Annotated in this window: 28 protein-coding genes and 1 pseudogene; 17 read left to right on the top strand and 12 right to left on the bottom strand. The window is 70.1% G+C overall.

Annotated features, from left to right (window positions below):
- Positions 1-100 precede the first annotated feature (100 nt).
- Complete coding sequence (locus AB0H62_RS06625) at positions 101-1,420, top strand: FAD-dependent oxidoreductase (protein ID WP_360584683.1); 1,320 nt, start codon at positions 101-103, stop codon at positions 1,418-1,420.
- 12 nt (positions 1,421-1,432) lie between these two features.
- On the opposite strand, the gene AB0H62_RS06630 is transcribed toward AB0H62_RS06625, so the two are convergent.
- Together AB0H62_RS06630 and AB0H62_RS06635 are read right to left on the bottom strand one after the other, a co-directional pair.
- Complete coding sequence (locus AB0H62_RS06630; protein ID WP_255638772.1) at positions 1,433-2,032, bottom strand: response regulator transcription factor; 600 nt, start codon at positions 2,030-2,032, stop codon at positions 1,433-1,435.
- Positions 2,029-3,888, bottom strand: a complete 1,860-nt coding sequence (locus AB0H62_RS06635) for a histidine kinase (RefSeq protein ID WP_360584509.1) — start codon at positions 3,886-3,888, stop codon at positions 2,029-2,031. The genes AB0H62_RS06630 and AB0H62_RS06635 overlap by 4 nt, the downstream gene beginning before the upstream one ends.
- Before the next feature lie 169 nt (positions 3,889-4,057).
- Here AB0H62_RS06635 and AB0H62_RS06640 point away from each other — a divergent pair, with 169 nt between their 5' ends.
- The 3 genes from AB0H62_RS06640 (at position 4,058) to AB0H62_RS06650 (ending at position 5,995) form a co-directional block, all read left to right on the top strand.
- Positions 4,058-4,768 carry an ABC transporter ATP-binding protein gene (locus AB0H62_RS06640; RefSeq protein ID WP_220245439.1) on the top strand — a complete coding sequence of 237 codons (711 nt, stop codon included), beginning with the start codon at positions 4,058-4,060 and terminating at the stop codon, positions 4,766-4,768.
- A gap of 5 nt (positions 4,769-4,773) precedes the next feature.
- Positions 4,774-5,508, top strand: a complete 735-nt coding sequence (locus tag AB0H62_RS06645; RefSeq protein WP_220247269.1) for an ABC transporter permease — start codon at positions 4,774-4,776, stop codon at positions 5,506-5,508.
- Positions 5,509-5,602: 94 nt separating this feature from the next.
- Positions 5,603-5,995: an SCO5389 family protein gene (locus AB0H62_RS06650; RefSeq protein ID WP_220245438.1), complete on the top strand. Its 393-nt coding sequence runs from the start codon at positions 5,603-5,605 to the stop codon at positions 5,993-5,995.
- Here the strand turns inward: AB0H62_RS06650 and AB0H62_RS06655 are convergent.
- From AB0H62_RS06655 to AB0H62_RS06665, 3 genes are read right to left on the bottom strand one after another with little or no spacing between them, the layout of a single operon-like run.
- Positions 5,964-6,992 (bottom strand): LLM class flavin-dependent oxidoreductase, encoded by a 1,029-nt coding sequence (locus AB0H62_RS06655; protein ID WP_220247268.1) that lies wholly within the window; start codon positions 6,990-6,992, stop codon positions 5,964-5,966. The genes AB0H62_RS06650 and AB0H62_RS06655 overlap by 32 nt on opposite strands.
- Positions 6,989-7,147, bottom strand: coding sequence for a hypothetical protein (locus AB0H62_RS06660; RefSeq protein ID WP_220245437.1), 159 nt, complete (start codon positions 7,145-7,147; stop codon positions 6,989-6,991). Before AB0H62_RS06660 ends, AB0H62_RS06655 begins: the two co-directional genes overlap by 4 nt.
- Complete coding sequence (locus AB0H62_RS06665; protein ID WP_360584512.1) at positions 7,147-8,037, bottom strand: class E sortase; 891 nt, start codon at positions 8,035-8,037, stop codon at positions 7,147-7,149. The genes AB0H62_RS06660 and AB0H62_RS06665 overlap by 1 nt, the downstream gene beginning before the upstream one ends.
- A gap of 736 nt (positions 8,038-8,773) precedes the next feature.
- Here AB0H62_RS06665 and crgA point away from each other — a divergent pair.
- Entirely contained in the window at positions 8,774-9,040 is a 267-nt protein-coding gene (crgA, locus tag AB0H62_RS06670) for a cell division protein CrgA (protein WP_220245435.1), read from the top strand.
- Positions 9,041-9,110: 70 nt separating this feature from the next.
- Positions 9,111-9,530: a PH domain-containing protein gene (locus AB0H62_RS06675; protein WP_255638574.1), complete on the top strand. Its 420-nt coding sequence runs from the start codon at positions 9,111-9,113 to the stop codon at positions 9,528-9,530.
- A gap of 27 nt (positions 9,531-9,557) precedes the next feature.
- On the opposite strand, the gene AB0H62_RS06680 is transcribed toward AB0H62_RS06675, so the two are convergent.
- On the bottom strand, positions 9,558-10,307 hold the full coding sequence (locus tag AB0H62_RS06680; RefSeq protein ID WP_360584514.1) for a rhomboid family intramembrane serine protease: 750 nt from the start codon (positions 10,305-10,307) through the stop codon (positions 9,558-9,560).
- Positions 10,308-10,509: 202 nt separating this feature from the next.
- A complete protein-coding gene (locus AB0H62_RS06685; RefSeq protein ID WP_220245433.1) occupies positions 10,510-11,034 on the bottom strand; it encodes a peptidylprolyl isomerase in 525 nt (174 codons plus the stop codon).
- A 206-nt stretch (positions 11,035-11,240) separates the two neighbouring features.
- Between AB0H62_RS06685 and AB0H62_RS06690 the strand changes: the two genes are divergently transcribed.
- A complete protein-coding gene (locus AB0H62_RS06690) occupies positions 11,241-11,864 on the top strand; it encodes a hypothetical protein (RefSeq protein ID WP_220245432.1) in 624 nt (207 codons plus the stop codon).
- A 65-nt stretch (positions 11,865-11,929) separates the two neighbouring features.
- Here AB0H62_RS06690 and AB0H62_RS06695 read toward each other — a convergent pair whose 3' ends face one another.
- Together AB0H62_RS06695 and AB0H62_RS06700 are read right to left on the bottom strand one after the other, a co-directional pair.
- Entirely contained in the window at positions 11,930-12,382 is a 453-nt protein-coding gene (locus tag AB0H62_RS06695) for a hypothetical protein (RefSeq protein ID WP_220245431.1), read from the bottom strand.
- Positions 12,383-12,521: 139 nt separating this feature from the next.
- Entirely contained in the window at positions 12,522-13,058 is a 537-nt protein-coding gene (locus AB0H62_RS06700) for a DUF2020 domain-containing protein (RefSeq protein WP_220245430.1), read from the bottom strand.
- A 159-nt stretch (positions 13,059-13,217) separates the two neighbouring features.
- Here AB0H62_RS06700 and AB0H62_RS06705 point away from each other — a divergent pair, with 159 nt between their 5' ends.
- The 5 genes from AB0H62_RS06705 to AB0H62_RS06725 all read left to right on the top strand — a co-directional run bounded on the left by AB0H62_RS06705 (position 13,218) and on the right by AB0H62_RS06725 (position 17,280).
- The gene (locus tag AB0H62_RS06705; RefSeq protein WP_220245429.1) at positions 13,218-13,640 is read left to right on the top strand and encodes a DoxX family protein; all 423 of its coding nucleotides are present in this window, start codon (positions 13,218-13,220) and stop codon (positions 13,638-13,640) included.
- A 67-nt stretch (positions 13,641-13,707) separates the two neighbouring features.
- Positions 13,708-14,655, top strand: a complete 948-nt coding sequence (locus tag AB0H62_RS06710; protein WP_255638573.1) for a hypothetical protein — start codon at positions 13,708-13,710, stop codon at positions 14,653-14,655.
- A 1-nt stretch (position 14,656) separates the two neighbouring features.
- A complete protein-coding gene (locus AB0H62_RS06715) occupies positions 14,657-15,298 on the top strand; it encodes a pyridoxal 5'-phosphate synthase (RefSeq protein WP_360584518.1) in 642 nt (213 codons plus the stop codon).
- Positions 15,299-15,549: 251 nt separating this feature from the next.
- Positions 15,550-16,434, top strand: a complete 885-nt coding sequence (locus AB0H62_RS06720; RefSeq protein WP_360584520.1) for a hypothetical protein — start codon at positions 15,550-15,552, stop codon at positions 16,432-16,434.
- 9 nt (positions 16,435-16,443) lie between these two features.
- Complete coding sequence (locus AB0H62_RS06725; protein WP_360584522.1) at positions 16,444-17,280, top strand: PHP domain-containing protein; 837 nt, start codon at positions 16,444-16,446, stop codon at positions 17,278-17,280.
- Here AB0H62_RS06725 and AB0H62_RS06730 read toward each other — a convergent pair.
- Positions 17,277-17,909: a TetR family transcriptional regulator gene (locus AB0H62_RS06730; RefSeq protein WP_360584524.1), complete on the bottom strand. Its 633-nt coding sequence runs from the start codon at positions 17,907-17,909 to the stop codon at positions 17,277-17,279. The genes AB0H62_RS06725 and AB0H62_RS06730 overlap by 4 nt on opposite strands.
- 73 nt (positions 17,910-17,982) lie before the next feature.
- Between AB0H62_RS06730 and AB0H62_RS06735 the strand changes: the two genes are divergently transcribed.
- Complete coding sequence (locus tag AB0H62_RS06735) at positions 17,983-19,392, top strand: FAD-dependent oxidoreductase (protein WP_360584526.1); 1,410 nt, start codon at positions 17,983-17,985, stop codon at positions 19,390-19,392.
- On the opposite strand, the gene AB0H62_RS06740 is transcribed toward AB0H62_RS06735, so the two are convergent.
- Entirely contained in the window at positions 19,371-20,033 is a 663-nt protein-coding gene (locus AB0H62_RS06740; protein WP_360584528.1) for a dihydrofolate reductase family protein, read from the bottom strand. The two genes, AB0H62_RS06735 and AB0H62_RS06740, sit on opposite strands and share 22 nt — an antisense overlap.
- A 46-nt stretch (positions 20,034-20,079) precedes the next feature.
- On the opposite strand from AB0H62_RS06740, the gene AB0H62_RS06745 reads away from it, so the two are divergent.
- Complete coding sequence (locus AB0H62_RS06745) at positions 20,080-21,051, top strand: methyltransferase (protein ID WP_360584530.1); 972 nt, start codon at positions 20,080-20,082, stop codon at positions 21,049-21,051.
- A gap of 62 nt (positions 21,052-21,113) precedes the next feature.
- On the opposite strand, the gene AB0H62_RS06750 is transcribed toward AB0H62_RS06745, so the two are convergent.
- The gene (locus tag AB0H62_RS06750; protein ID WP_360584532.1) at positions 21,114-21,815 is read right to left on the bottom strand and encodes a hypothetical protein; all 702 of its coding nucleotides are present in this window, start codon (positions 21,813-21,815) and stop codon (positions 21,114-21,116) included.
- Positions 21,816-21,946: 131 nt separating this feature from the next.
- On the opposite strand from AB0H62_RS06750, the gene AB0H62_RS06755 reads away from it, so the two are divergent.
- The 3 genes and pseudogenes from AB0H62_RS06755 to AB0H62_RS06765 all read left to right on the top strand — a co-directional run bounded on the left by AB0H62_RS06755 (position 21,947) and on the right by AB0H62_RS06765 (position 24,261).
- Positions 21,947-23,032, top strand: a complete 1,086-nt coding sequence (locus AB0H62_RS06755) for a sensor histidine kinase (protein ID WP_360584534.1) — start codon at positions 21,947-21,949, stop codon at positions 23,030-23,032.
- A pseudogene (locus tag AB0H62_RS06760) lies at positions 23,025-23,704 on the top strand (response regulator transcription factor). Before AB0H62_RS06755 ends, AB0H62_RS06760 begins: the two are co-directional and overlap by 8 nt.
- A 323-nt stretch (positions 23,705-24,027) precedes the next feature.
- A complete protein-coding gene (locus tag AB0H62_RS06765; RefSeq protein ID WP_360584536.1) occupies positions 24,028-24,261 on the top strand; it encodes a DUF2180 family protein in 234 nt (77 codons plus the stop codon).
- Positions 24,262-24,301 lie beyond the last annotated feature (40 nt).

Consider the following 24,301-nt stretch of genomic DNA (forward strand, 5'->3'; position numbering starts at 1 on the left):
ACTGCGTCCCATTTGCTGGACCGTACGCCAGATCACAGTGAAAGTTAGGTAGCCCTAACTTAGCGTGGGTACCGTGAGCCGATCCCTTCGCGTAGCGGTCGTGGGCGCCGGCCCCGCCGGTATCTACGCCGCCGACATCCTGGACAAGTCCGACACCGATGTGCAGGTCGACCTGTTCGAGCGCATGCCCGCGCCGTTCGGGTTGATCCGCTACGGCGTCGCGCCCGACCACCCGCGGATCAAGGGCATCGTCACCGCCCTGCACAAGGTGCTCGACCGCCCGAACATCCGTCTGCTCGGCAACGTCGACTACGGCACCGACCTGAAGCTCGACGAGCTGCGCGAGTTCTACGACGCCGTGATCTTCTCCACGGGCGCGATGGCCGACCGGCCGCTGGACATCCCGGGCGCCGACCTCGACGGCAGTCACGGCGCCGCCGACTTCGTGAGCTGGTACGACGGTCACCCCGACGTGCCCCGGACCTGGCCACTGGCCGCGAAGTCCATTGCCGTGCTCGGCGTCGGCAACGTGGCGCTCGACGTCGCCCGCATCCTCGCGAAGACGGCCGACGAGCTGCTCACCACCGACATCCCGGCCAACGTGTACGAAGGGCTGAAGGCCAGCCCGGTCACCGACGTGCACGTGTTCGGCCGCCGCGGCCCGGCGCAGGCGAAGTTCACGCCACTGGAGCTGCGCGAGCTCGACCACTCGCCGAACGTCGAGGTGATCGTGCACCCCGAGGACATGGAGTTCGACGAGGCCAGCATCACGGCGCTGCGGGCGTCGAAGCAGATCGACATGGTCGTGAAGACCTTGCAGGAGTGGGCGATCCGCGACGAGGGCACGCGCCCCAAGCGGCTGCACCTGCACTTCTTCCACTCGCCCGCCGAGGTGCTCGGCGAAGACGGCCGCGTGACCGGCCTGCGCACCGAGCGGACCGAGTACGACGGTGAAGGCGGCGTGCGCGGAACGGGCGAGTTCCACGACTGGGACGTGCAGGCCGTGTACCGCGCGGTCGGTTATCTGTCGTCGCACCTGCCGGAGATCCCGTTCGACCACGTCGCGGGCGTCGTGCCGAACCAGGCCGGGCGAGTGCTGGACCTCGACGACAACCAGCTGCCCGGCGTCTACGTCACCGGCTGGATCAAGCGCGGCCCGATCGGCCTCATCGGCCACACGAAGGGCGACGCGGCGGAGACCGTCGCGAGCCTGCTGGCCGACGCCGACACGCTCGCGTCGCCGAAGCACGACTCCCCCGACGCGATCCTCGACTTCCTCGCCGGGCGCGGGATTCCGTTCACCACCTGGGAAGGCTGGGGCAAGCTCGACGCGCACGAGAAGTCGCTGGGCGAGCCGCACGGCCGGGAGCGGATCAAGGTCGTGGAGCGCGACGAGATGATCCGCGTCTCGAGGGACTAGCGTTTCAAGGGATCAGCCGGCACCGAGGTAGGCGAGCACGGCCAGCACGCGGCGGTTGGTGTCGTCGGACGCGGCGATGCCGAGCTTCGCGAAGAGGTTGGCTGTGTGCTTGCCGACGGCGCCCTCGCTGAAGTGCAGGCGCGCGGCGATCGCGGCGTTGGAACAGCCTTCGGCCATGAGCTCCAGTACCTCGCGTTCGCGCGGGGTCAGGGCCGCGAGCGGGTCGGAAACGTTGCCCGCGACCAGTTTCGCGATCACCTCGGGGTCCATGGCCGTGCCACCGGCGGCGACGCGGCGCACGGCGTCCACGAACTGCTCGGCGTTGAACACGCGGTCCTTGAGCAGGTAGCCGACGGCGCCGGTGCCGTCGGCGAGCAGCTCGCGCGCGTAGAGCTGCTCGACATGTTGCGACAGCACGAGAATCGGCAAGCCGGGCATCTCCCGGCGGGCCGCGAGCGCCACCTGCAGGCCTTCGTCGGTGTTCGTCGGGGGCATGCGAACGTCCACAACGGACACGTCCGGCCGGTGTTCCCGCAGTGCCGCGGCGAGTTCCGGGCCGGAGCCGACCGCGGCGACGACGTCGAAGCCGTGCGCGGTGAGCAGGTGGGTCAGGCCGTCTCGGAGGAGGTACTGGTCTTCGGCGATGACGGTTCTGGGCCGGCCGGTGCCGGGTCCAGTGGTTCCGGGGCCGGTTCCGGGATTGTCTGGCACGGCACCTCCAGGATCGCCTCGGTCGGTCCGCCCGGTGGGCTGCTGAGGCTCAACGTACCGTCGAAAGCCCCCAGCCTGCGCTCGATTCCGCGAAGTCCCGAGCCGCGCGCGGCTTCGGCGCCGCCGCTGCCGTCGTCGGTCACGACCACGCGCAGCACGCCGTCGGAGTACACCAGCGAGATCGAAACCCGTTTCACCGCACCATGTTTCGCCGCATTGCCCAAAAGCTCGCACACGGCGAAGTAGACGCACGCCTCCACCGGTTGCTCGACGCGGCGGCGCACGTCGGCCGTCACCTCGACCTTCAGCGGACTGTCGAGCGCGACCGCGTGCACGGCGTCGACGAGGCCGCGTTCGGACAGCACCGGCGGGTGGATGCCGCGCACCAGCAGCCGCAGCTCCGTCAGCGCGTCCGACGACGCCGTGCGCAGCTCGGCTGCGAGCCGTTTGGCCGATTCGGGGTCGCTGTCGATGAGTGCCTCGATCGCGCCGAGTTTCAGGCCCATGGCCACGAGCCGGGACTGGATGCCGTCGTGCAGGTCGCGTTCGATGCGGCGCAGCTCGGCGGCTTGGGCGACCGTGACGTGGGTGCGCGACTCGTCCAGTCGCGCCACGCGTTGCGCGAGCCGCATCGCTTCCGTCGGCCCGAGCCACAGCCGGGCGAACCGCGCCTGCTCACGAGCCAGCCAGGTCGTGGGCGCAAGGCCGGCGACGATCAGCGCGAGCGCGACCGGCGTCTGGGCGAGCGCGCCGAGGTGCGTCGCGACTTCGGGTAGTGGGAACCACTGGACCGGTGCGGACACGAACGGCCGCCAGCCCCAGAGGATGACCAGCCCCGTCAGGCCCCAGCCGAGCAAGGCGACCGTGGGCACGGTCAGCAGCAGCGAGACCACCGGGATCAGCGCGCCGCCGGCGAGGTCACGCCAGGTGGCGCGGTCGCGCAGGATCCACTGCGTGCGGGCGCGCTGGACCGGCCACCACGGTTCGTCGTACAGCTGCTTGCCGACCTGGTAGAGCCCGTCCGGCCGCGGCACCGGCAGCCGGGGCGGCGGCAGGTACGGCCGCGTGATGCGCACCCCCGTCCAGTTGCCGGCTTCGCGGCGCAGGGTATCGGCGATCGTCCGGCACGAGACGATGAGCGGCGCCGCGACCGGGGCCGCGCCGATGATCACCACGAACTGCCACACCGAGAACCCCAGGTGCACCAGCGACAGCGCGAGGAGCCCGACCTGGTGGCCGAACGACTCGAGGTGCCGGTGCAGCCACCGCTTGCGCACGGGCCCGGCGGGCGGGCGCGGGCCGAGCCAGAAGCGTGTCCACCGGCCGTACCAGCGCAGCGCCCGGGCACCGGTGACGAGCGAAAGCAGGGCCGTGACCAGCGCGAACGGCGGGTTGAGCAGCTGCCAGCGGAGCTCGCGGCCGGTGGCCGGGTCCTCCATGATCCACGTGAAACGTCGGTTCCAGCGGATCCACCACGCCCGTTTGTAGAGCTGGTTGCCGTCGCGGTACCAGCCGTCCCGCTCGCGTTCCGGCTCTGCCGGCGCCGGCCGGTACGGCGTCGCGACCTCGATCTCGCACCACCGGCCGACGAGCTCCCGGGTGCGCGCCGAGCGCCCGCGTGCCCAGTCGATCGCCGGGGTGAAGAAGAACACGAGCCCGACGCAGAGCAGCAGGAAGGCGAGCAGCTCCACGAGCGCGTCGGCCCAGCTCAGCAGCGCGAGGCCGGCGAGGACCACCGCTCGCCGCACGGATTCCATTCGCCGCACCCCCTTTCCCGCAGTCTGATCTAGCCGGACCCTGGAACGCACTGGCCGAAGCTCCCGTACGGGGGTGGGCACAGCCCCACCCCCGCGTCAGCGAAACCCCACCTGAGCTGGGGTTTCAGCGTCATTCTGCCGGACGTCGCGCGCTTTTAGCGTTTCTCGCATGCCACTCATCGAAGTCACCGAGCTCCGGAAAACCTACGGCAAGCGGGTCGCGGTCGACGGCGTTTCGTTCGCCGTCGAGCGCGGCGAGATCTTCGGCATCCTCGGCACCAACGGCGCCGGCAAGACCACCACGGTCGAGTGCCTGCAGGGCCTGCGCCGGCCCGATTCCGGCGCGATCTCCGTGCTGGGCCTGGATCCGGCGAAGGACGCGGTGCGGCTGCGCCGGCTCGTCGGCGTGCAGCTGCAGGACGCGCGACTGCCCGAGAAGCTGCGGGTGGCCGAGGCGCTGGAACTGTTCGCCGCCTTCTACCCGAAGCCGGCCGACCTCGGCGGGTTGCTGCGGCGCCTCGGCCTCGAAGACCACCGGAACGCGGCGTTCGGCAAGCTCTCCGGCGGCCTGCGGCAGCGGCTGTCGATCGCGCTCGCGCTGGTGGGCGACCCGCAGGTCGCGATCCTCGACGAGCTCACCACCGGCCTCGACCCGCATTCGCGCCGCGAGACGTGGAAGGTCGTGACCGCCGTACGCGACGCCGGGGTGACCGTCGTGCTCGTCACCCACTTCATGGACGAGGCGGAACGCCTCTGCGACCGTGTGGCCGTGTTCGACGCGGGCCGGATCATCGCGACCGGCACCCCGGCCGAACTCCGTGCCACCACGGGGAAATCCACTTTGGACGACGCGTTCGTCACCCTCACCGGACGGGAGTGAGCACCGTGCATACCTTCACCAAGCTCGTCGCCACCGAGGCGAAGCTCTTCCTGCGCACGCCGCTGTGGGCGGTGTTCGGCGTCGCGCTGCCCACAGCGCTGCTGCTCGGCGTCGGCTCGATCCCCGGCATGTCGCAGCCAAGCGACGTGACCGGTGGTTACCGCTTCATCGACCTGTGGGTCCCCTCGCTCGTCGTGGTTTCGCTCGCGACGCTTGGCCTCCAAGCGATCCCCGCATCGGTGGCCACTTACCGCGAGCAGGGTGTGCTGCGCCGCCTCGCGACGACGCCGGTGCCACCGGCGCACCTGCTGCTCGCGCAGCTCGTGATCCACGCCGTGGTGGCGCTCGCCGGCGTGGTGCTGATGCTGGTGACCGCGCGCGTCGCGTTCGAGGTGCCGCTGCCCCGGCATCCGCTCACGTACGCGTTGACGCTGGTGCTCGGCCTGGTCTCGGTGTTCGCGCTGGGCCTGGTCGCGGCGTCGGTCGCGCGTACGGCCAAGGGTGCGTCGGCCCTGGCGATGATCGCGTTCTTCCCGATCATGTTCCTCGGCGGCGTGTACCTGCCACGGCCGCTGCTACCGGAGGTGATCCAGCGGATCGGCGCGTACGTGCCGCCGGGCACGCAGCCGCTGCAGGACGCGTGGGTCGGCGCAGGCGTTCAGCCGCTGCAGTTCGTCGCTCTGGCCGCGTTCGCGCTGGGCGGGACGGCGCTGGCCGTGCGGCTGTTCCGGTGGGAGTGATCCACCGAAGTGGTGATGAATACCGTTTTCTCTTGTGGGGTCCTCGGCCGGGCGAGTAGCCAAGGAGGGGGAACCACTCACCATGGAGGTTGTCTTGTCTCTGGACGTATCGCCCGCGCTGCTGGAAAAGGCCGAGCGCGGGGAGGTCTCCGACGCCGAGTTCGTCGCCTGCGTGCGGGAGTCGCTGCCGTACGCGTGGGAAGTGATCACGGGCGTGATCGCCGAGGCCGACGGCGCGCCGGACGGCTTCGCCGACAACGAGACGCCGCCGCCGAGCGAGGCCGCCCGCGGGCAGCTGCTGCGCGCACTGGCCTCCGACGCCATCCGCGGCGGGCTCGAGCGCCACTTCGGCGTGAAGCTCGCTTTCCAGAACTGCCACCGGGTGGCGGTGTTCCGGACGTCCGAACTGGACGGTGACCGCTACCGCGCGTTCGTGTCGGTGCGCGGCCAGCTGCTCAACCAGAGCCCGGAGCTGCGTGACTGTTAAGCGCTGCTGTTGAAACCCTGAGCGCGGGCAGCACCTCGGCGCCGATCCGCGCGATGTTCTCCTCTGTGCCCTCCGGCGTACCGGACGCTTCCACGAACATGATCACGTGGGCGGCCCCGGTGCGCCGGAGGCTCGTTTCCAGCGTCGCCACGCAGTACTCGGGATCCCCGACGGGGTGGATCTCGCACAGGTGCTCGGTGTACTCGTGCGGATCACGCGACGGACCGGGCCGCCCGTCCACCGTGACGTGCGCGCCGAGGCCGTCGGAAAGCCAGCCGGGCAACGACTTGCGCACCACATCGGCCGCCGCCGAGCGGCTCTCGCCGACCTGGCACAACACCGTCGACACGTGCGCGGCCTCGCCGCCGTACGCCTCGACCGTCGCCGCCTTCTCGTCGTCACCGGCGTGCAGCCCGAGCAGCATCGGGAGCCCACGTGCCGCGGCCAGGCGCACGGCGTCGGACTTCGGCCCGCCGGCCGCCACGACCACTTCCGGCTTCCGCCGCGGCGCCGGCACCAGCGGCACCTCGCGGAAGGTGAACTGCTCACCGGCTGCGGACGCGGTGCCCGAAGCCGCGCGGAGCAGCACGTCCAGCGACTCCTCGAAACCGCTCTCGTACCGCTCGAGCCCGGTGCCGAACACCTCCAGGTCCTGCCACGGCCCGCCGCGCCCGACGCCGAGGCGCAGCCGGCCGCCGGACACCGCGTCGAGCATCGACCACTGCTCCGCGAGCGCCACCGGATGCGTCGTCGACAGCACGCTCACCGCCGTACCGACGGCGATCCGCGACGTGCGCCCGAGCACGTGCGCGGCGAGCGTGATCGCCGACGGGCACACGCCGTAAGGCAGGAAATGGTGCTCGGCGAGCCAGACGTCGTCGAACCCCGCCGCCTCGGCGGCCTCGGCCGCGCGCACGGTCCTGAGCAGCACTTCGGCGTCCTCCTGCCCCGGGAACCGCCCGGAGACGAGGAAGACGCCGAAGCGGGTGTGCCTCAGTTGTCCACCGACACTTCGTTGAACGGCAGCAGCGGGTCGAGCCACGGGAACACCACGAACATCAGCAGCGCGATGATGCCGAGCACCAGCACAACGGCGATTGCCAGCTTCGCCGCGAACGGTCCCGGCAGGCGCCGCCAGATCCACGCGTACATCAGGAAGCACCGCCGATCTCGGTCAGCAGCTTGCCGTAGTCCGACACCTGCGACTTCGGCACCTGCTGCGTGAGCACGGACGTGATGATCAGCCGTTGCTTCGCGGAGAACTGCGGGTGGCACGTGGTGAGCGTGAGCAGCGACGCCTCCTGCGCCTTCGGCAGGACGTCGGCCGGCTTGTACGGCACCGGGTTCACGGCGTCGCCCTGGCTCGGGAGCACGACCTTGCGGCCGAACGTCTGGTCGTACGCGCCGCCGCCCGAGATGCTCGGGTTGCGCAGCGTCGAGACGCCCTTGCACTCCGGCTGCGCGCCCTTGCCGCTGCTCCAGCCGGACATCTCGTCGTCGTAGGGCAGGACCTTGTAGATGTAGAAGTCCGTCTGCGTCTCGATCACGATCTGGTCACACGAGCTGAGGTTGTCCAGATCGTTGAACGGCGCGCCCTTGCCCACGCGGTGGCCGGCGACGCCGAAGTTGCCGGGCTCGCCGGGCAGCGCCGTGCCCTTGTAGTGGCCGGGGCCGATGGCGAGCGAGTCCTCGCCGGTGCCCTCCTGGATCGTGAAGTTGAAGTCGGCGCCGAACTCCGGGATGTGGATGCGCGCGAACGCCTTGCCGTCGACGAGGCCCGGGTGCAGCGTGCGGTCCTGGGCCCAGTCGCCCTGGAGCTGGTCGCTCGCCACCGACTGCTTCTCCGCTGAGAACAGGTCGGTCACGTAGACCTCGTAGACCATGAACAGCAGCACGACCAGGCCGAGCGTGATGAGGATTTCCCCGGCCGTGCGGATCGCGACGCCGCCCTTGCCCAGCGGCGCGGGCTCGGGCTTCTCCTTCACCGCGGTGGTTCCGCCGGCCTCGACGGCGGCGAAGATCTCCGTCGGCTGGTCGGCCACGACGGGCCGGGGCCTCCGCGGGTCGCGGGGCGGCTGCGTCGGCCTCCCGGTGCCTCGCGGTGGAGTGCCCATCCGCTGGGTGCCTTGCGGCGAGGTTCCCTCGGCGCGCGGCGGGAGGTTCAGGCGCTCGGTGCCGCGAGGTGGCGTCCCAGGCCCTTCGGCACCCGCGCCACCACTCCTGCCCGAGTCGCCTTGGGCGCTCGCGCGACGGCCGCGTTCTCCCGGCGCACCCGCGCCCCGTCGGGAGCCGCCGGCGTCCGGCGTCGGGCGCCCCGGCTCGGTGCCGTACTGCTGAGTGGGACGCGGCTGCCTGCTCTGTTCGGGTGATCTGCGCTGGTCGGCCTGCCTGCGCGCCGGGTCACCCGCGACGCGGCGCGGAGGCTGCGGCGATCTCCGCGCGGGGTCCTCCGGGGGCTGCCTGCGTGGTCTCGCGGCGCCATCGGCACCGGGCGGCGGCTGGCTTCGCCGCTGGCCGTCGGGCCCTCCCGAGGGGCGGCGGCGGTCGTCTTCACCCGGCCAATCCTGCGTCGTCACGCAAGCTCCTCTCACACCGCCGGTGGAACTGCCGGTGGCGCTATTGTCACAGTCCGGAAATCCGACCGCTCCCGCCCGGTGCTCTGGAGCCGTCGTTTACGTTAACGTGTTCACGTGGCGCTGGTTGCGCAACCCGACGAGCGGGATGCCCGCGAACAGGCACCGCCACCAGCCAGAGCCAGAACCGCACGCGAGGAACACGATGCCGAAGTCCAAGGTCCGCAAGAAGACCGCGTACACCCCGCCCGTTGATCGCCGGACGCCGGTGAAGGTCAAGGCCGCGGGCCCGTCAAACCTGTTCTACAAGATCGTCATGTTCGGCCTCATGCTCCTCGGGTTGCTGTGGCTCATCGTGAACTACATCGCCGGCGACAAGATTTCGTTCCTGACTTCTCTCGGGAACTGGAACTTCGGCATCGGGTTCGCGGCGATGATCGTCGGCCTGCTCATGACTATGCGCTGGCGCTGATCATTACTCCGGATGGCGGCTTGACACCGAATTACACCGGTGTGACTCATCCCCAGTGTGGATAACCTCTGTGGATAACTACCCCACCTCGTGGGCTCCCCGTTCGGCCATTGTGGTAGTGGCCTGGCTGGTCACGGTCCTGCTGCTCGTCGGCGCGGTGCTCGACGGGATCTTCGGCGACGGCAAGGGCGCGGTCCTGATGGGGCTCGCCACCGTGGCGATCGGGGCGTTCGCGGTGCACTGGAGCGTGGTGCGCCCGCGGCTGTCCGCCGACGCCGAGGGCCTGGTCGCCCGCACACTCGGCGGCGCGCACCGCCTGCCGTGGGACGGGACCAGTGTCCAGCTGCGCACCACCCGCCGGCTGGGCCGCGACGGTGTGACACTCGAGCTGGAACACGACGACGAGCTCTACATCTTCGGCCGCGTCGACCTCGGCGAAGACCCGCGCGACGTCCTCGACGCGCTCACCGTCCTGCGTGGCGCTTTTTAGGCGGCCTTCGGCGCCGGCTTCCCGGTTCTAGGCCAGCAGCGACGAGAGTGCGGCGGCGCGGTAGACCGTGAGGCCGATCAGCGCCACCGCGATGATCGACACGCCGATCACCTGCCAGCGGACCCGGTCGCGCTCCGGCGCGTAGAGCAGCGCGACGGCCACGAGCGCACCCGTGATGAGCCCACCGACGTGGGCGAGGATCGAGATGCCGGGGATCGAGAACGTGATGTAGGCGTTGATCGCCAGCGTGATCAGCAACCCCGACGGGTTGAGCTTCAGCTTCACCACGATCACGGCGTAACAGCCCATGAGGCCGAACAACGCGCCCGAGGCGCCGCCGGAGATCTGGAGCGGGTTGTCGAAGAGCAGCACGGCGACCGAAGAGCCGAGCAGCGCCACGAAGTACAGCGCCGCGTAGCGGACTTTGCCGAAGACCTGCTCCAACGCTCGGCCGATCATCCACAGCGAGAACATGTTCGCGGCGATGTGGATGATCCCGAAGTGCACGAAGCCCGACGTGACGATGCGCCACCACTGGCCGTCGGCAAGCGCGGCGACGGGCTGCATGGCACCGGCGAGATCGATCGACGAGTTGCTGTTGTCGAGACTCTTCGCCTGCAGCGCGGTGATCAGGTAGACCAAGACGTTGACGGCGAGCAAGGTCATCGTGACGACGACGGAGTTCGTCGGCCGGGCTCCCGCGATCGTTCGCGTGCCCTTGCCGGAGTTCTGGTACTCGCGGTGCTGCTGCCGCGTCTGCTGCGAGCCGGCGTGCACGCAGTCGGTGCACTGGAAGCCGACGGGGGCTTCCCGGAGGCAGTCGGGGCACGCCGGCCGTCCGCAGCGCGCACAGCTCAGGCCGGTCGGGCGGTTGGGATGCCACCAGCAACCGGGGAGCGCGGCCTGCGGAGGGTACGCGGGGGGATTCGGCGGTTGGTTCACGATGACTCCAACCTACCGAAATCCCCCCGGGACGGCCCTAGGCCTCGATGGTGACCTTCTCGATGACGATGTCGGACAGCGGGCGGTCCGCCGGTCCGGTCGCCGCGCGCGCGATCGCGTCGACGACGTTGCGGGACTCCTGGTCCGCGACCTCGCCGAAGATCGTGTGCTTGAAGTTCAGGTGGGTCGTCGGTGCGACGGTGATGAAGAACTGCGAGCCGTTGGTGCCGGGCCCGGCGTTCGCCATCGCCAGCAGGTAGGGCTTGTTGAACTGCAGCTCGGGGTGGAACTCGTCGCCGAACTTGTAGCCGGGGCCGCCGCGACCGGTGCCGGTCGGGTCGCCGCCCTGGAGCATGAAGCCGTCGATGACCCGGTGGAAGATCGAGCCGTCGTAGAACGGGCCAGAGTTCGTGCCCTGCGCGTTCGGCTGCGTGTACTCCTTGGAGCCGTCGGCCAGCCCCACGAAGTTCGCGACCGTCTTCGGCGCGTGGTCGGGGAGCAGGTTCACGTGGATGTCACCCTGATTGGTGTGCAGGGTGGCCTTGCGGGCGCTTTCAGTCACGTCGCCATCGTGCCATCCCTTCCCACATTTGGGGGGTTCAGGGGGCTCGCCACGGGGCAACCCGAACGCAGGATCGCAGGAAGATGGGCATTTCCCGAGGTTTCACCGGTTCCCAATGGGGGAAGACACAGCGTCACGCCGGGAAAAAGGGCACGATAGGTTACGGGCAACAGAGCGATATCAAAACGATTGGTGAGGTGAAGGCCATGACCCGGGCCGCAGATTCGGTGGGCGAGTCGGTGAAGTCCGGCGCGGTCGGCCTGCGCAAGCGAGCCACCGAAGCGGGCAAGGCGGGGGCGGCTTCGGCAGCGAAGGCCGCGGAAGCCGGCGCCGAGGAGTTCGCCAAGCAGAGCCGCCGGGCACGCAAGAAGCTCGCGAAGAAGACCGAGCTGACGCGCAAGGAGCTCAAGAAGAGCTCGGCCGCGGCTCGCAAGGAGGCCCTCGCCCGCATCGCCGAGCTGAAGAAGCCCGGTCGCAAGGCGAAGAAGGCCGCGATCAAGGCCGCGAAGTCCACCGGTGAGTCGAAGCGCCGGGGCAAGAAGGACTTCAAGGCCGCGAAGAAGGACTTCCGCGCCGCGCTGGTCGAGGCGAAGTCGGCGGCCAAGGGCACGCGCAAGCGCCGCCGCTGGCCGTGGCTGCTCGGCCTGGGTGCCGTCGCCGTCGGCACGGCCGTGGTGCTGAAGTCGCGCCAGCAGGAGCCGCCGGTCGCCCCGGCGCCGCCGAAGGCCACCCCGCCGGCTCCCCCGGCGAAGCCCGCTTCGGAGACCAAGCCGTCTCCGGCGAGCAACGGCAAGGCGCCCAGCACGCCGGCCGCCGAGAAGAAGAACTGAATCAGACGCGAAGAGGGCCCCGGGATCGCCGTCCCGGGGCCCTCTTCCGTTGCTACTGAGGCTGATCAGGCCATCGCGGCGTGCTTGTCGATCAGCTGGCCGAGGCGGGGAAGGGCCTCCTCGACGTTCTTCTTGCCGTTCGGGCGCAGCTTCGAGTAGACCTTCTTGATGCTGTCGCGGCTGCTGCGGTCGGCGCGGCTGTCCGTGACACCCAGCAGAGCGTTGGACGCCTCGTCGGAGCGGCTGGTCAGGTAGGCACCGAAGTCGTTGCCGCCCTTGGCCTTGTAGTCGCCGTAGAACGGCTCGAGGGCCCCGGCGAAGTCGTCCAGCAGGGTGTCGACAGCCGAGGGGATGATGCCCGGCTTGATCTTCTTGACAGCGGCGAAGCCGGTCTTCACGACGGCGCCGGAGACCCCGCCCTTGTCGGACACCTCGGCGTCCACGAGGCCCTCGAGGTCGGTCACGACCGACGGGCGACGGCTGGAGTCGAGCAGGATTTCCTTGAGGGTGTCAGCCACGAATCTTGTCCTTGTCGTAGAGATGGCGAAGTGCTTCTGGTGCCGGACGGGCACCCGCCCGCGCGAGTGCTCCAGGGCCTGCGCGTGCCGCACAGGGTAATACAAGATCAACTTCACTCACCCGTGTGGAGGCCACTACTCAGAGCTTCAGGGCCGCGATAGCCTTCTTGGCCACTGTGCGTGCTTTGATGCTCTGCTGTTGGTTACTCGTCACGATGACGGCGGCTGCCCCCTTCGAGACCGCGTACACCACTCCGTCACCGGCCGGCTGGTAGCCGCCCTTCCATCCGGCGGGGTCGTTCGCGGGGTTGGACGTGTCGACCGGCGCGGCCCGGTTCACGAGTTTCGTCGCGACGTCCTTCGTGCCCACGTACACCTGCACGGTGACCTGGAGCCCGCCGTCGGGGCGATAGAAGAAGCACGACGGGTGCGGCTCGTCGTCGGACACGCGTACGGTCGTCACGTGCTGGCCGTTCGCGTCCTGCACCGTCTCGGCCGAGAGGTACGGGCACTTCGCTTCCCGGACCGGCTGCGGATCTGGCGGCAGGCCGGGCTCAGCAGCGTGCTTGGTGGTCGTCGGCGGCGGCGCGGGCTGCGCGGTGCCCGCGATGGGGGTCGACACGCTGCAGCCGGCGAGCAACGCCAGGGCGGGCGCGAGAGCGAGAATTCGTCGCATAGCGCGCACAGTCAATCATGTCCAGTCACACGAGAGTGAAGAGCGAAAGGTTCAAGTTCCAGTGAGTAAGGGATCTTTCACTCACTGTGGTGATAGTTGAGGGTTGGCTTACCTACCCTGGCAGTCACGTATTTTCCGACTGCCAGGGAGACGACAGCCGTGAAACTCTTCGACAGAGGCCGTGACCACGTCCTCGCGCTCTTCCGCATCGTGCTCGGTTTCCTGTTCTTCTGCCACGGTGCTTCGACCGTGTTCGGCCTCTGGGGGCACCACGCCACGGCCGTCGGCACGTGGCCCGGCTGGTGGGCCGCGCTGATCCAGCTCGTCGGCGGCGCGGCCGTGACGCTGGGCCTCGGCACGCGCGTCGCCGCCGTGATCTGCTCCGGCTCCATGGCCTTCGCGTACTTCACCGTGCACTTCGGCAAGGCCGTACTTCCCATCGAGAACGGCGGCGAGCAGGCCGCCATCTTCGCCTGGGCCTTCCTCCTGCTCGCCTTCACCGGCGGCGGCCACTGGGCACTGACCGACTTGTTCCGCCGGACCCGCGTGGTCCCGGCCACCGGCACGGTCACCGCCGGTTGACCGCCCCGACCGCCCGGCGTGCGACGATGGGCGCCGGGCGGTCGGTTGTCACGGTCAGGGGGTTCGAGTGTTCACGCCGGATCAGTACCTGCAGGTGGTGGCCGAGCGCGTCCAGCGCAGCGGCGGACGGCTCAGCACCGTCCAGATCGGACCCGTGACCGCGGCCGTCGGGCTGTTCACCGAGCCGATCATGTTGTCCACCATGAACTACTGCGTCGTCGCGGCCGCCTACCCGGAGATCGACGCGCAGACACTGTTCCAGTTCACCGGCCTCGCCACGCAGCACGCGCGCGCCAACGTGCAGGGCACCGTCGGCTGGACGGCCGCCTCCGTCGTGATCGCGGGCTTGGTGGGACGCGTGCACCCCGACGCCGCCACCGCCGCGTCGGCGAAGACCGCCAACCAGTTCGGCGGCGAGACCCGCATGGTCGCCGTCGATCCGTACGCAGGCATGACCTACGCCTGGGTCGGCGGCAAGGTCTGGGGCGCGGCGGTGCAGGGCTCGGTGAACGCGAAGCTGCTGTTCTGCTTCCCTCAGCCGACAGAGGCTTACCAGCAGCTGCAATGGCAAGCGCAGTGGCAGGCCCTGCAGGCCGGCCACAACGCCGGCCCTGGCGCGGCTGGTTATGGCGTCTCAGGCCCTGCCGCCAACAGCCCTGGCACGGCTGGTTATGGCACGGCCGGTTATGGCGCCAACACTCCTTACGCAGAGGGCTATGGCGCGTCAGGCCCTGCGGCCACCGGCCCTGGCGAGGCTCCGTACGGCGCGTCAGGCCTTGCGGCCAACGGCCCTGGCGCCGCTCCGTATGGCGCCCCTGGCCCAGCGTCGAGTGATCCCGGTGCGGTCTCCGGCACGACCGGTCCCACCACCGGCTACCCAGGCCCCGGCGGCTTCCCCGGCCAACAAATCCCAGCCGGCTGGCAACCCCAGATCCCGCCACCCCCGGCCGCCGGCCCACCCGGCCCCCAGCCGCCGCACTACCCACCACCGGGCCGCCCACCGTACGGTCAGTGACATGGTTTCCCTACGTGGCTGGCAATCCTTCCCCGAAGAACTCCCGTCCTTCGACCTGGAGGCGGCCCCGGAAACCCCGGAAGACCTGTTCCTCGAGTGGCTCACGGAAGCCGCCGAACACGTCCTCGCTCCCCACGCCGTCACCCTGTCCACAGTGGACTCCGAGGGCTTTCCCGACGCCCGCGTCGTGATCCTCAAGGACATCGCCCCGTCCGCCTGGGCCATCGCCACCAGCTCGGAAAGCCCCAAGGGCCACCAGCTAGACGCCAACCCCCACGCGGCTCTCACCTTCTTCTGGCCTGGCCGCGGCCGCCAGGTGCGCGTCCGCGGCACCGTCGCCCCGGCCTCCCCGGAGGTCTCGGCGGAAGACTTCCTGGCCCGCCCACCGGCCTCCCGCGTCGAGGCCTTCATCGGCCACCAGTCCGAGCCCCTCGCGGACCCCGCCAAACTCGTCGAAGCCGCCGACGCCGCCGCCCACTGGGTCGCCGAAAACCCCCACACCGCCCCAGAAACCTGGACGCGCTACCTCGTCACCCCCACGACGGTCGAGTTCTGGCAAGCCTCCCACGACCGCCGCCACCTCCGCCTCCGCTACCTCCGCGACGCCGACGACACCTGGACCCGCGAACGCCTCTGGCCCTGACCGGGCGCCCTCCAGGCCCGCCACCGCCCCCACGACCCCGACCGCGGCACAGCCCGCGCACCCCTCGGCCCGGCACGACACGCCCCGCCCGGCAACAGCCCACGTCGGCTTCCCACCGGGCGGGCCGTGAGTGCGGCGGGGTCAGGGTGCTGGTCGCGCAGGAGGGCGCGGATCAGCTCTTCGGTCATGAGCGGTCCCCCGGTGTCCGAACTGTTCAAGACGCGCGCGCCGAAGCGTGCGACGGTGACCGTATGACTGTGAACCTCGCTGCTGCCGCGTCCTTCCTCGCCACGCACGGGCGGGTGCTCGACCGCCGCCGGTTCGAGCTGCTGTTCGGCGAAGGTGTAGGTGATGCGGAGGCCGTGCTCTCGGCCGTCGCGGCGTATCGCAACGCCGACGGCGGCTACGGCTGGGGCCTGGAGCCCGACCTGCGCGCGCCGGAGAGCCAGCCGGGTGGGGCGCTTCACGCGTTCGAAGTGTTCGAGGACATCGCGCCGAAGACCACGCCGCTGTCGCTGGAGCTGTGTGACTGGCTGGAGTCCGTGTCGCTGCCGGGTGGCGGGTTGCCGTTCGCTTTCCCTGTCGCGGACCGCACCGGGAGCGCTCCGTTTTGGACGGACGCCGACCCGACGAAGTTCTCCCTCCAGAGCACGGCTTTCGTCGCGTCGACGGCGTTGCGCGTCGCGGCGCACGACAAGGCTGTGGCGGAACACCCATGGCTCATCGCGGCGGTGTCGACCTGCCTGGACGCCATCGCCCGGGTCGAAGAGCAGCCGCACGCGATCGAGCTGTCGTTCGCCATCCGCTTCCTCGACGCCGCGCACGCCACCCGCCCGGAGGCCGACGAGCTCCTCGACCACCTCGGCAAGTTCCTCCCGCCCGACGGCATCCTCCACGTCGCCGGCGGCGGCGAGGACGAGGTCCTGCGGCCGCTGGACTTCTCGCCGATCCCGGGCCCGTCGCGCAAGGTGCTCGACCCGGCCGCGATCGCCGCCGAGCTCGAACGCCTCGAGTCCCAACAGCTCGAAGACGGCGGCTGGACGGTTGATTTCGCCAGCTTCTCCCCCGCGGCGTCGCTCGAATGGCGCGGCTACGCCACCGTTCGCGCGATTTCGGTGCTGCGGGCCAACTCGTAGTGTGGGGGCGTGCTGCCGCAGGACAGCCACGTCCACACCGAGTGGTCGTGGGACACCGTCACCGGGTCGATGGTCGGCTCGTGCCGACGGGCGCTCGCGCTCGGGCTGCCGTCGGTGGCGTTCACGGAGCACGCCGACCTCACGCCGTGGCTCATCCCGGAGCCGATCCAGCCGCACCTGCCCGACCATTTCCGCGTGCGGCTGCGGACGGACGGCGTGCTGGAGCCGCCGGCCCTCGACGTCGAGGGTTACCTCGCGTGCGTGCAGGAGTGCCGCGAGCGGTTCCCAGACCTGCGGATCCTGTCGGGGGTGGAGCTGAGTGAGCCGCACTGGCACCGGCCGGAGGCGGACGCGTTGCTGGCGGCCCACCGCTTCGAGCGGGTGCTGGGGTCGGTGCACTCGCTGCCCGAGGGGTCCCACCACTACGAGCTGAGCGTGATCGCGGACCGCCCGGCCGACGCGACGCTGCGCGCCTACCTGGGCGAGGTGCTGGGCCTGGTGAAGTCGACGGCCGATTTCGAGGTCCTGGCCCACATCGACTACGCGCTGCGCACCTGGCCTTCGTCGAAACCCTTCGTCGCCGCGGACTTCGAGGAGGAGTTCCGCACGGTCCTGCGCACATTGGCCGGCAGCGGGCGCGCCCTGGAGCTCAACACGAAAGTCCCCCTGCCGCGCGACGTTCTCCTGTGGTGGGCCGCCGAAGGTGGCCGGATCCTCTCCTTCGGCAGCGACGCCCACGCGCCCGAACTCGTCGGCCACGCGTTCGCCGAGGCCGCCGCGTTGGCGGCTTCGTGCGGGTTCCGATCGGGCCGCACTCCGCACGACCTGTGGATCCGCCGCGGCTAACTCTTGCCGAGTGTCCCGAGGCCGTTCATCAGCAGGTCGAAGCCCAGTTCGGCCGCCGCGACCGCCTCGGGGTACGCGTCGGTCGCGGAGACGCCGTTCGCCATGCGGTGGTGGTTCTCCATCGACAGCCGCCACTGCACGGACACGATCTGCGCGGCCGCCAGGCGCGCGGTCAGCGGCGGCAGGTCCGGTGACTCGCCGAGCTCGGCCGCCAGCGCCAGCTCCCCGCTTTCCCGGAACCGCAACAAGGTCGGCAACAGCGTCGGCGTGCCCATGATCAGGCGGTACAGCGCCAGCACCTGCGGAAGGTCGCAGAGCCCGGTGATCGGGTCGTGGCGGCGCAGGCCGTCGAGGAAATGCTCACGCAGCGCGGGAAGCGGGGCTTCGCGGTGCGCCCGGACCACGCGCGCGCTCTCGTGCTCGTGGTCGGCGATGCGGTGCAGGACGAGGTCGTCCTTCCCCTGGAAGTAGGCGAACAACGTCCGCCGCGACACCTCTGCGGCCTCCGCGACCTGCGAGATCGACACCTGGTCGAAGCCGTGCTCGAAGAACAGCTTGAGGGCGGCGTTCGAGATCGCCTCGCGCGTGCGCTGCTTCTTCCGCTCCCGCAGGCCGGTCTGCTCGTCCACGAAAACAGGCTACCGCGTTGGTGCACTCGGGGCTATATTGCACTCAGTATACTTCTGCACTGAGGAGCACTTCATGGACGTGATCGTGGTCGGAGCGGGCCCGGCCGGGTTGACGCTGGCGCACGAGCTGGCGCTCGGCGGCGCCGAGGTCGTAGTGGTGGAAAAGCTGTCCGAACGCATCGAGCAGACGAAGGGCGGCACGATCCAGCCACGCACCGCCGAGCTGCTCGACGCGCGGGGCCTGCTCGACGCGATCGTCGAGCGGAAGTTCGAGCGCGCCGCCGTCGGCGGGCACTTCGCCGGGCTGCCCGTGCCGCTCGACTGCACGCCTTGGCAGACCAGGCATCCGCACCCGATCGGCATTCCACAGTGGAAGGTCGAGGAGGTGCTGGAGGCAGCGGCGACCGCCCGCGGCGCGCGCGTGCTGCGGGGCCAGGACGTCACCGCGATCCACGCCGACGACACCGGCGTCACCGTGACCACCGACCAGGACCTGCGCGCCCGGTACGTCGTCGCGTGCGACGGCGCGCACAGCACCGTGCGCAAGCTGCTGGACCTGCCGTTCCCCGGCCGGCCCGGCACCTATCGGGCTGTGCTCACCGACGTGCGCCTGTCGGCCGTCTCCGAGCTGGTGCCCGCGCGGGCCGGCCACATGAGCACGATGACCAGGACCACCGCCGACCACTGGGGCATGCTCGTGCCGACCGGCGGCGACCACTACCGCTTCACCTACGGCAGGCCCGACGAGGCCGAGCCGCCGATGACCACGGAAGCCGTGCAGCAGGCGCTCACCGCCATCTACGGCGAACCCACCACGCTGGCCGAGGTCCTCACGATCTCCCGCTTCAGCGACGCCACCCGCCAGCTCGAAAACTACCGCCACGGCCGCGTTTTCTTCGCCGGCGACGCCGCCCACATCCACGGCCCGCTCGGCGGGCAGGGTCTCAACCTCGGCGTGCAGGACGCGTTCAACCTCGGCTGGAAGCTCGCCGCGACGCTACGAGGTGCCGCGGACAGCCTCCTCGACACCTACCAAACCGAGCGCCACCCGAAGGCCGCTCGCGTGCTGCACCACACGTCGGCCCAACGCGTGCTCGCCGTGCCGAACCCGGACCCGGACCTGCTTGCGCTGAGCGAGATCTTCACCGATCTCATGCGCCTGCCCGACACCAACCGCTACCTCGCCGGGATGATGTCCGGTTTGGACGATCCCGCGCGGCTGCCCGACCTGGACCTCGTGACTGCCGACGGACCGACCCGCGTGGCCGAGCTCCTGCGCGACGGACGCGCCGTCCTGCTCGATTTCACCGGCGGCGTCGAGCTGCCCGCGGGCTGGGCCGAGCGCGTGAACCTGGTGCGCGCCAAGGCAGACACCGCGTTGCCGGCCGTGCTGCTCCGCCCCGACGCCGCCGTCGCCTGGCGCGGTGACACCCCCTTGAAAGACGCTCTGCGCGCGACCTTTCAGCCGGCCTTGGGCGCGTAGCGGATCAGCACGACGTCGCCGATCGCCCGCGTGTCCAGCAGTTTCATCCGCCCGCCCGGGTACAACGCGGGCAGCAGGAACCGCGGCGCGGCGGCGGCGCCGACCACGAGCGGCGCGATGGCGAGGTGGATCTCGTCGGCCAGGCGCTGCGAGAGGAACGCGGTGTGGATCTGGCCGCCGCCCTCGACCATGAGTCGCCGGATGCCACGGCTCCCGAGATCGTCGAGCAGCGCGCCGAAGTCCACCTCCGGTCCGAGCGCGACGACTTCGGCGAGCTGACCGAGCCGTTCGCGGGCGGCCGGGGCGCCGGATTCGGTGGTGTAGACGAGCTTTTCCCCACCGTGGTGCCAAAACTTCCACTCCGGGTCAACGTCACCCGACGCCGTCACAGTCACCTTCAGCGGATACGCGGGCTTGCCGGCGCGCACCCGCTCGGCCCGGCGCTCCTCGCTGTTGACCAGCAGCCGCGGGTTGTCGGCGCGGATCGTGCCCGCGCCGATCAGGATGGCGTCGGACTCCGCGCGCACCTGGTCGACGCGGTCGAAGTCCTCGGCGTTGGACAGCAGCAGCCGGTCGGGGGTCGTGTCGTCGATCGCCCCGTCGACACTCGTCGCGACGCTCAGCAGCACGTGGGGACGCATCGGCTCTCCCATTTTTCGGTTGACCAGCCGGGCACAGTAGATCTTCGTGACCCACGACGATTCGAACTCCCTGCGCCGCCTGGCCGGACTCGCGACGCCGATGTCGTTGCGCGTCGCTGTGACCCTCGCCCTGCCCGCGCGCCTGCGCAACCCCGCGCCCGCGTCCGAACTCGCCGCCGAGCTCGGAGTGAACCCCGTCGCGCTCGGTCTCCTGCTCGATCACCTCACGACGCTCGGCGTGCTCGAGCACACCCCCACTGGCCACCGCACCACCGCGTACGGCGAAAACCTCCGCGACGACTTCACCAAAACCCTCCTGAACCTGAACACCGCCGGCGGACGCGCCGAGTTGGCGTTCGTCGAGCTCGCCCACAGCATCACCACGGGCGAAGCCGCCTACCCACGCCGCTACGGCCAGGACTTCTGGGCCGATCTCGCCGAGGCCGACCACCTGCGGGAATCCTTCGACCGCCAGATGGCCTTCCGCATGCGCGAGCAAATCCCGCAGATCGTCGCCGGTTACGACTGGTCGCGGTTCTCGACGATCGTCGACGTCGGCGGCGGCCGGGGCGACATCCTCGCCGCCATCCTCACCGCGAACCCCGGGTTGCGCGGCCACCTGCTCGACCTGGCCCCGACCGCCGCCGACGCCCGCCGCACCTTCGCCGCCCATTCCCTGCACGCCCAGGTCACCGCCGGCAGCTTCTTCGACCCACTCCCACCCGGCGCCGACGCCTACCTGCTCGTCGACATCCTCCACGACTGGGACGACGCCCACGCCCACCGGATCCTGGCCCGCTGCACCGAAGCCGCCGGCCCGACGGGCCGCATCCTCGTCGTCGAACCCGTCACCGGCCGCCAGGCGAACACCGAAAGCGCCCTCGCCATGCTCACCATCTTCGGCGGCCGCGAACGCCACCTCGACGAGTTCCGCGGCCTCGCCTCGGCCCACGACTTGACGCTGGACACCGTCACGGACCTGACTTCGCAACGCTGCCTGCTTGAATTCCGCAGCTAGGGTGCTCCCGCCGTACGCGATACGGCCCGCGGCCACAGGCATGGCTGCCCGCCAGGGACGGCTCATCCGAGCGTGCTCACATAGGCCAGCAAGCCGACCGCGGGAATCGCAGCCATGGTCAGCCTGATCGTGCGGGCGTTCGGCCGGGGCCCCGAAAACACCAGGCTGATCCCGGCGGGCACCAGGGCGACGCACAATCCGATGGCTCCAACTATCGACATGACGGTCGTGCCCTTCAGGACGCCGAGCGGCATGAGTGACATCGCCGCCAGCGCCAGGCACCGTACTTTGTGGAGCGCTCCGCTGCGCCAGGCTCCGATCGCGAGCACGATCCAGCCGAGCAGGATCGTGAAGGACAGGTAGCTGAACAGGTGCAGGTCGCCGTAGGCCTGCGCGATGAAGGTGGTGGCGAAGTCCGCGCCGCGCCGCCGGACGAGGTCGATGGCGGCCTGGTCGAATCCGGCGTGGAAGGTGCGCTCGAAAAGCCCGGTCACGACCAGCACGGCACCCCAGGCACCCCAGGCCGGCAGCCGCACCGCGATCCGCGCGGCGAGCGTGAGCACGGCGGGCCACAGCAGGACCGTGCCGGCAAGAACGCAGGTGTAGGCGGCGGTCAGCAGGGCGGGGTGCTCGACGGCGGCCGTGAGCTGGTGTGGGAAGAAGAACGGGAACGGGGCGCGCAACAGGATCCCGGTGAGCAGCAGGACCGGCCCGATGATCATCGCCGGGCCGCCGATCCAGCGTTCGAGAGGTTCGCGAGTCATCCGGCGACCCTGTCAGCGAATTCGCCGCCGAGGATCGGCCCTTTGACGACAGTTCCGGCCGGCGAAGTCAGCCCTGGGGATGACGGCTGCGGTCCGATGTGCCATCCACCGTGTCCGGATACGGTGCGGGGATGAGCGATCACCGCTGGCGCAACCGCGTCACCGACGCACTGCTCGCGGTCGTGCTGGTGACGGCGGACGTCATAGTCGGCGGGAACATGCTGCGCGAAGACGGCGGATGGCGGTGGGGAGCTTCCTTTGGCGTCGCAGTGACGATCGCGCTGGCCGTTGTGTTCCGGCGCCGATGGCCGATCGCGGCGCTGGCCTGCGCCCTGACGCTCTCGGTGGCCGCGGCCTTCCTCGGCGTGCTGTGGGATCCGTTCGCGGGCTCTGCCCTGGTGCTCTACCTGGTGTCGCTCAGCCGCCGGGACTCGGTGGCCTTCCTCATTGTCGCCGCGGCAAGCCCAGCGATCGCCGGCCTCGCCGCCTGGTGGTTCGCGCTCGGTGTGCCCGTCGTGGCCGCCGCCTGGGCGATCGGCCGGGCGGTGCGCGACCATCGAGCACAGGCTGCACGCCTGGACAGGCAGCGGCAGCACCAGATCCTCATCGAGGAACGACTGCGCATCGCGCGCGACCTGCACGACGTGGTCACCCACGGGATGGGGCTGATCGCGGTGAAGGCCGGCGTTGCCAATCATGTTGCCGACTCCCAGCCGGAGGAGGCTCGCGAAGCCTTGCGGATCATCGAGGAGACCAGTCGCGAAGCACTCTCCGAGATGCGCAGGCTGCTGGACGTGCTGCGCGAGGAGGCCGAGCCACTATCGCCGGCGGGTCTGGCCGACTTGCCGCAGCTCGCGGAGCGGGTTCGGCCGGCGGGTGTGGACGTGGATCTGTGCATCGACGCGGTCGAGCTTCCCCCTCCGGTCGCGCTGGCGGCCTACCGCATCGTGCAGGAAGCGATCACGAACGTCATCAAACACGCGGCGCCCGCGCGGTGCCAGGTGCTGGTGCGTGCCGGCGACGGCGTCGTCCGGATCGAGATCACCGACGACGGCACCCGGGGACGCCCGTCCGCGGGTCCCGGCCACGGCATCGTGGGCATGACCGAGCGCGCCGCGCTGTTCGGGGGCAAACTCGAGGCAAAGCCATTGCCCGGCAAGGGCTTCCGGGTCGAAGCGAGCCTGCGGTACGCAGCGGCGGAGCTCAGCGATGTCTGACCCGGTCCGGGTGGTCATCGCCGACGACCAGGCACTGCTGCGCGGCAGTTTCCGGCTGCTCGTCGAGAACGAGCCCGACATGACGGTGTCGGGGAAGCCGCCACCGGCGCCGAGGCGGTCCAGATCGCCGACGCCACCCGACCCGACGTCGTGCTCATGGATGTGCGGATGCCCGAGATGGACGGAATCGAGGCAACTCGGCTTCTCGCCGAGCGGGTGCCCGCCACGCGCGTGCTGATCCTGACGATGTTCGACCTGGACGCGCACGTTTTCGGCGCGCTGCGCGCCGGCGCCACGGGGTTTCTGCTCAAAGACACGCGGCCGGCCGATCTGTGCGCCGCGATCCTGACCGTCGCGGCCGGGGAAGCGTTGCTCGCGCCGGTCGTCACCCGCCGCCTCATCGCGGAGTTCACCCGAATCGGCGTGGCCGGCCCGCCGCTCAGCCGCGAACTGGACGTGCTGACCGCCAGGGAACGCGAGGTCCTGACTCTGATCGCGCGAGGACTCTCCAACCCAGAGCTCGCCGAACGCCTGCACCTGTCCCTGGCGACGATCAAGACCTACGTCGGTCGGCTGCTGGCCAAACTGCACGCCCGCAACCGCGCCCAACTGGTCATCCTCGCGTACGAATCCGGCTTGGTCACCGGCCCGACGTGGCCGGGACAGCGGTAAGCGCGCCGGTGCCGCAACCACGCTTCGCGGTCGCTGACCTGGAACGAGTTACCTCGTCGCCTGGTCTGGCCCGGTTTGCGATGCTCTGATGTCCCTGCCCGCCGCGTGCTCGCAGTCACCATGGCTGTCATTGATCAACTAAGTAGCCACCTGGGTAGCCGCACCCTCTCCGCTGAGGAGCTCGACCGCATCGCGAACCTCGACCTGCTCGGCCTCGCCGACGGCACCTGCGATGTGATGTCGCACTGGTCCCGAACGAGAACATCGTTATCCGACGGAGACCTGCTTATTGTGGCTTCTCCCGCCGTTTTTCAAGGAGAACCATGATCTGCATTGACTGCGCGACACAAGGCATGAGCGAACCGGCCGTCGGGGTCTGTGTGCACTGCGGCGCCGCCACCTGCCTTGTGCACGTGGCCATCCAGGCGTTGCCGGCCTCGGCGCCGGGCGTCGTGGCACCTCGCCAGGCCCGGCGCATGATCACCTGCGCCCACTGCGGCGAACCCCGAACCACTCCAACCCGCGCCCGGCACAAGGCAACTGCGATCGACCGGTAAGTCTCGTCAAGAACACCTGACCGCCTAATCCGTAGTTCTA

The sequence above is a fragment of the Amycolatopsis sp. NPDC050768 genome (assembly GCF_040654155.1).
Classification (GTDB): Bacteria; Actinomycetota; Actinomycetes; order Mycobacteriales; family Pseudonocardiaceae; genus Amycolatopsis.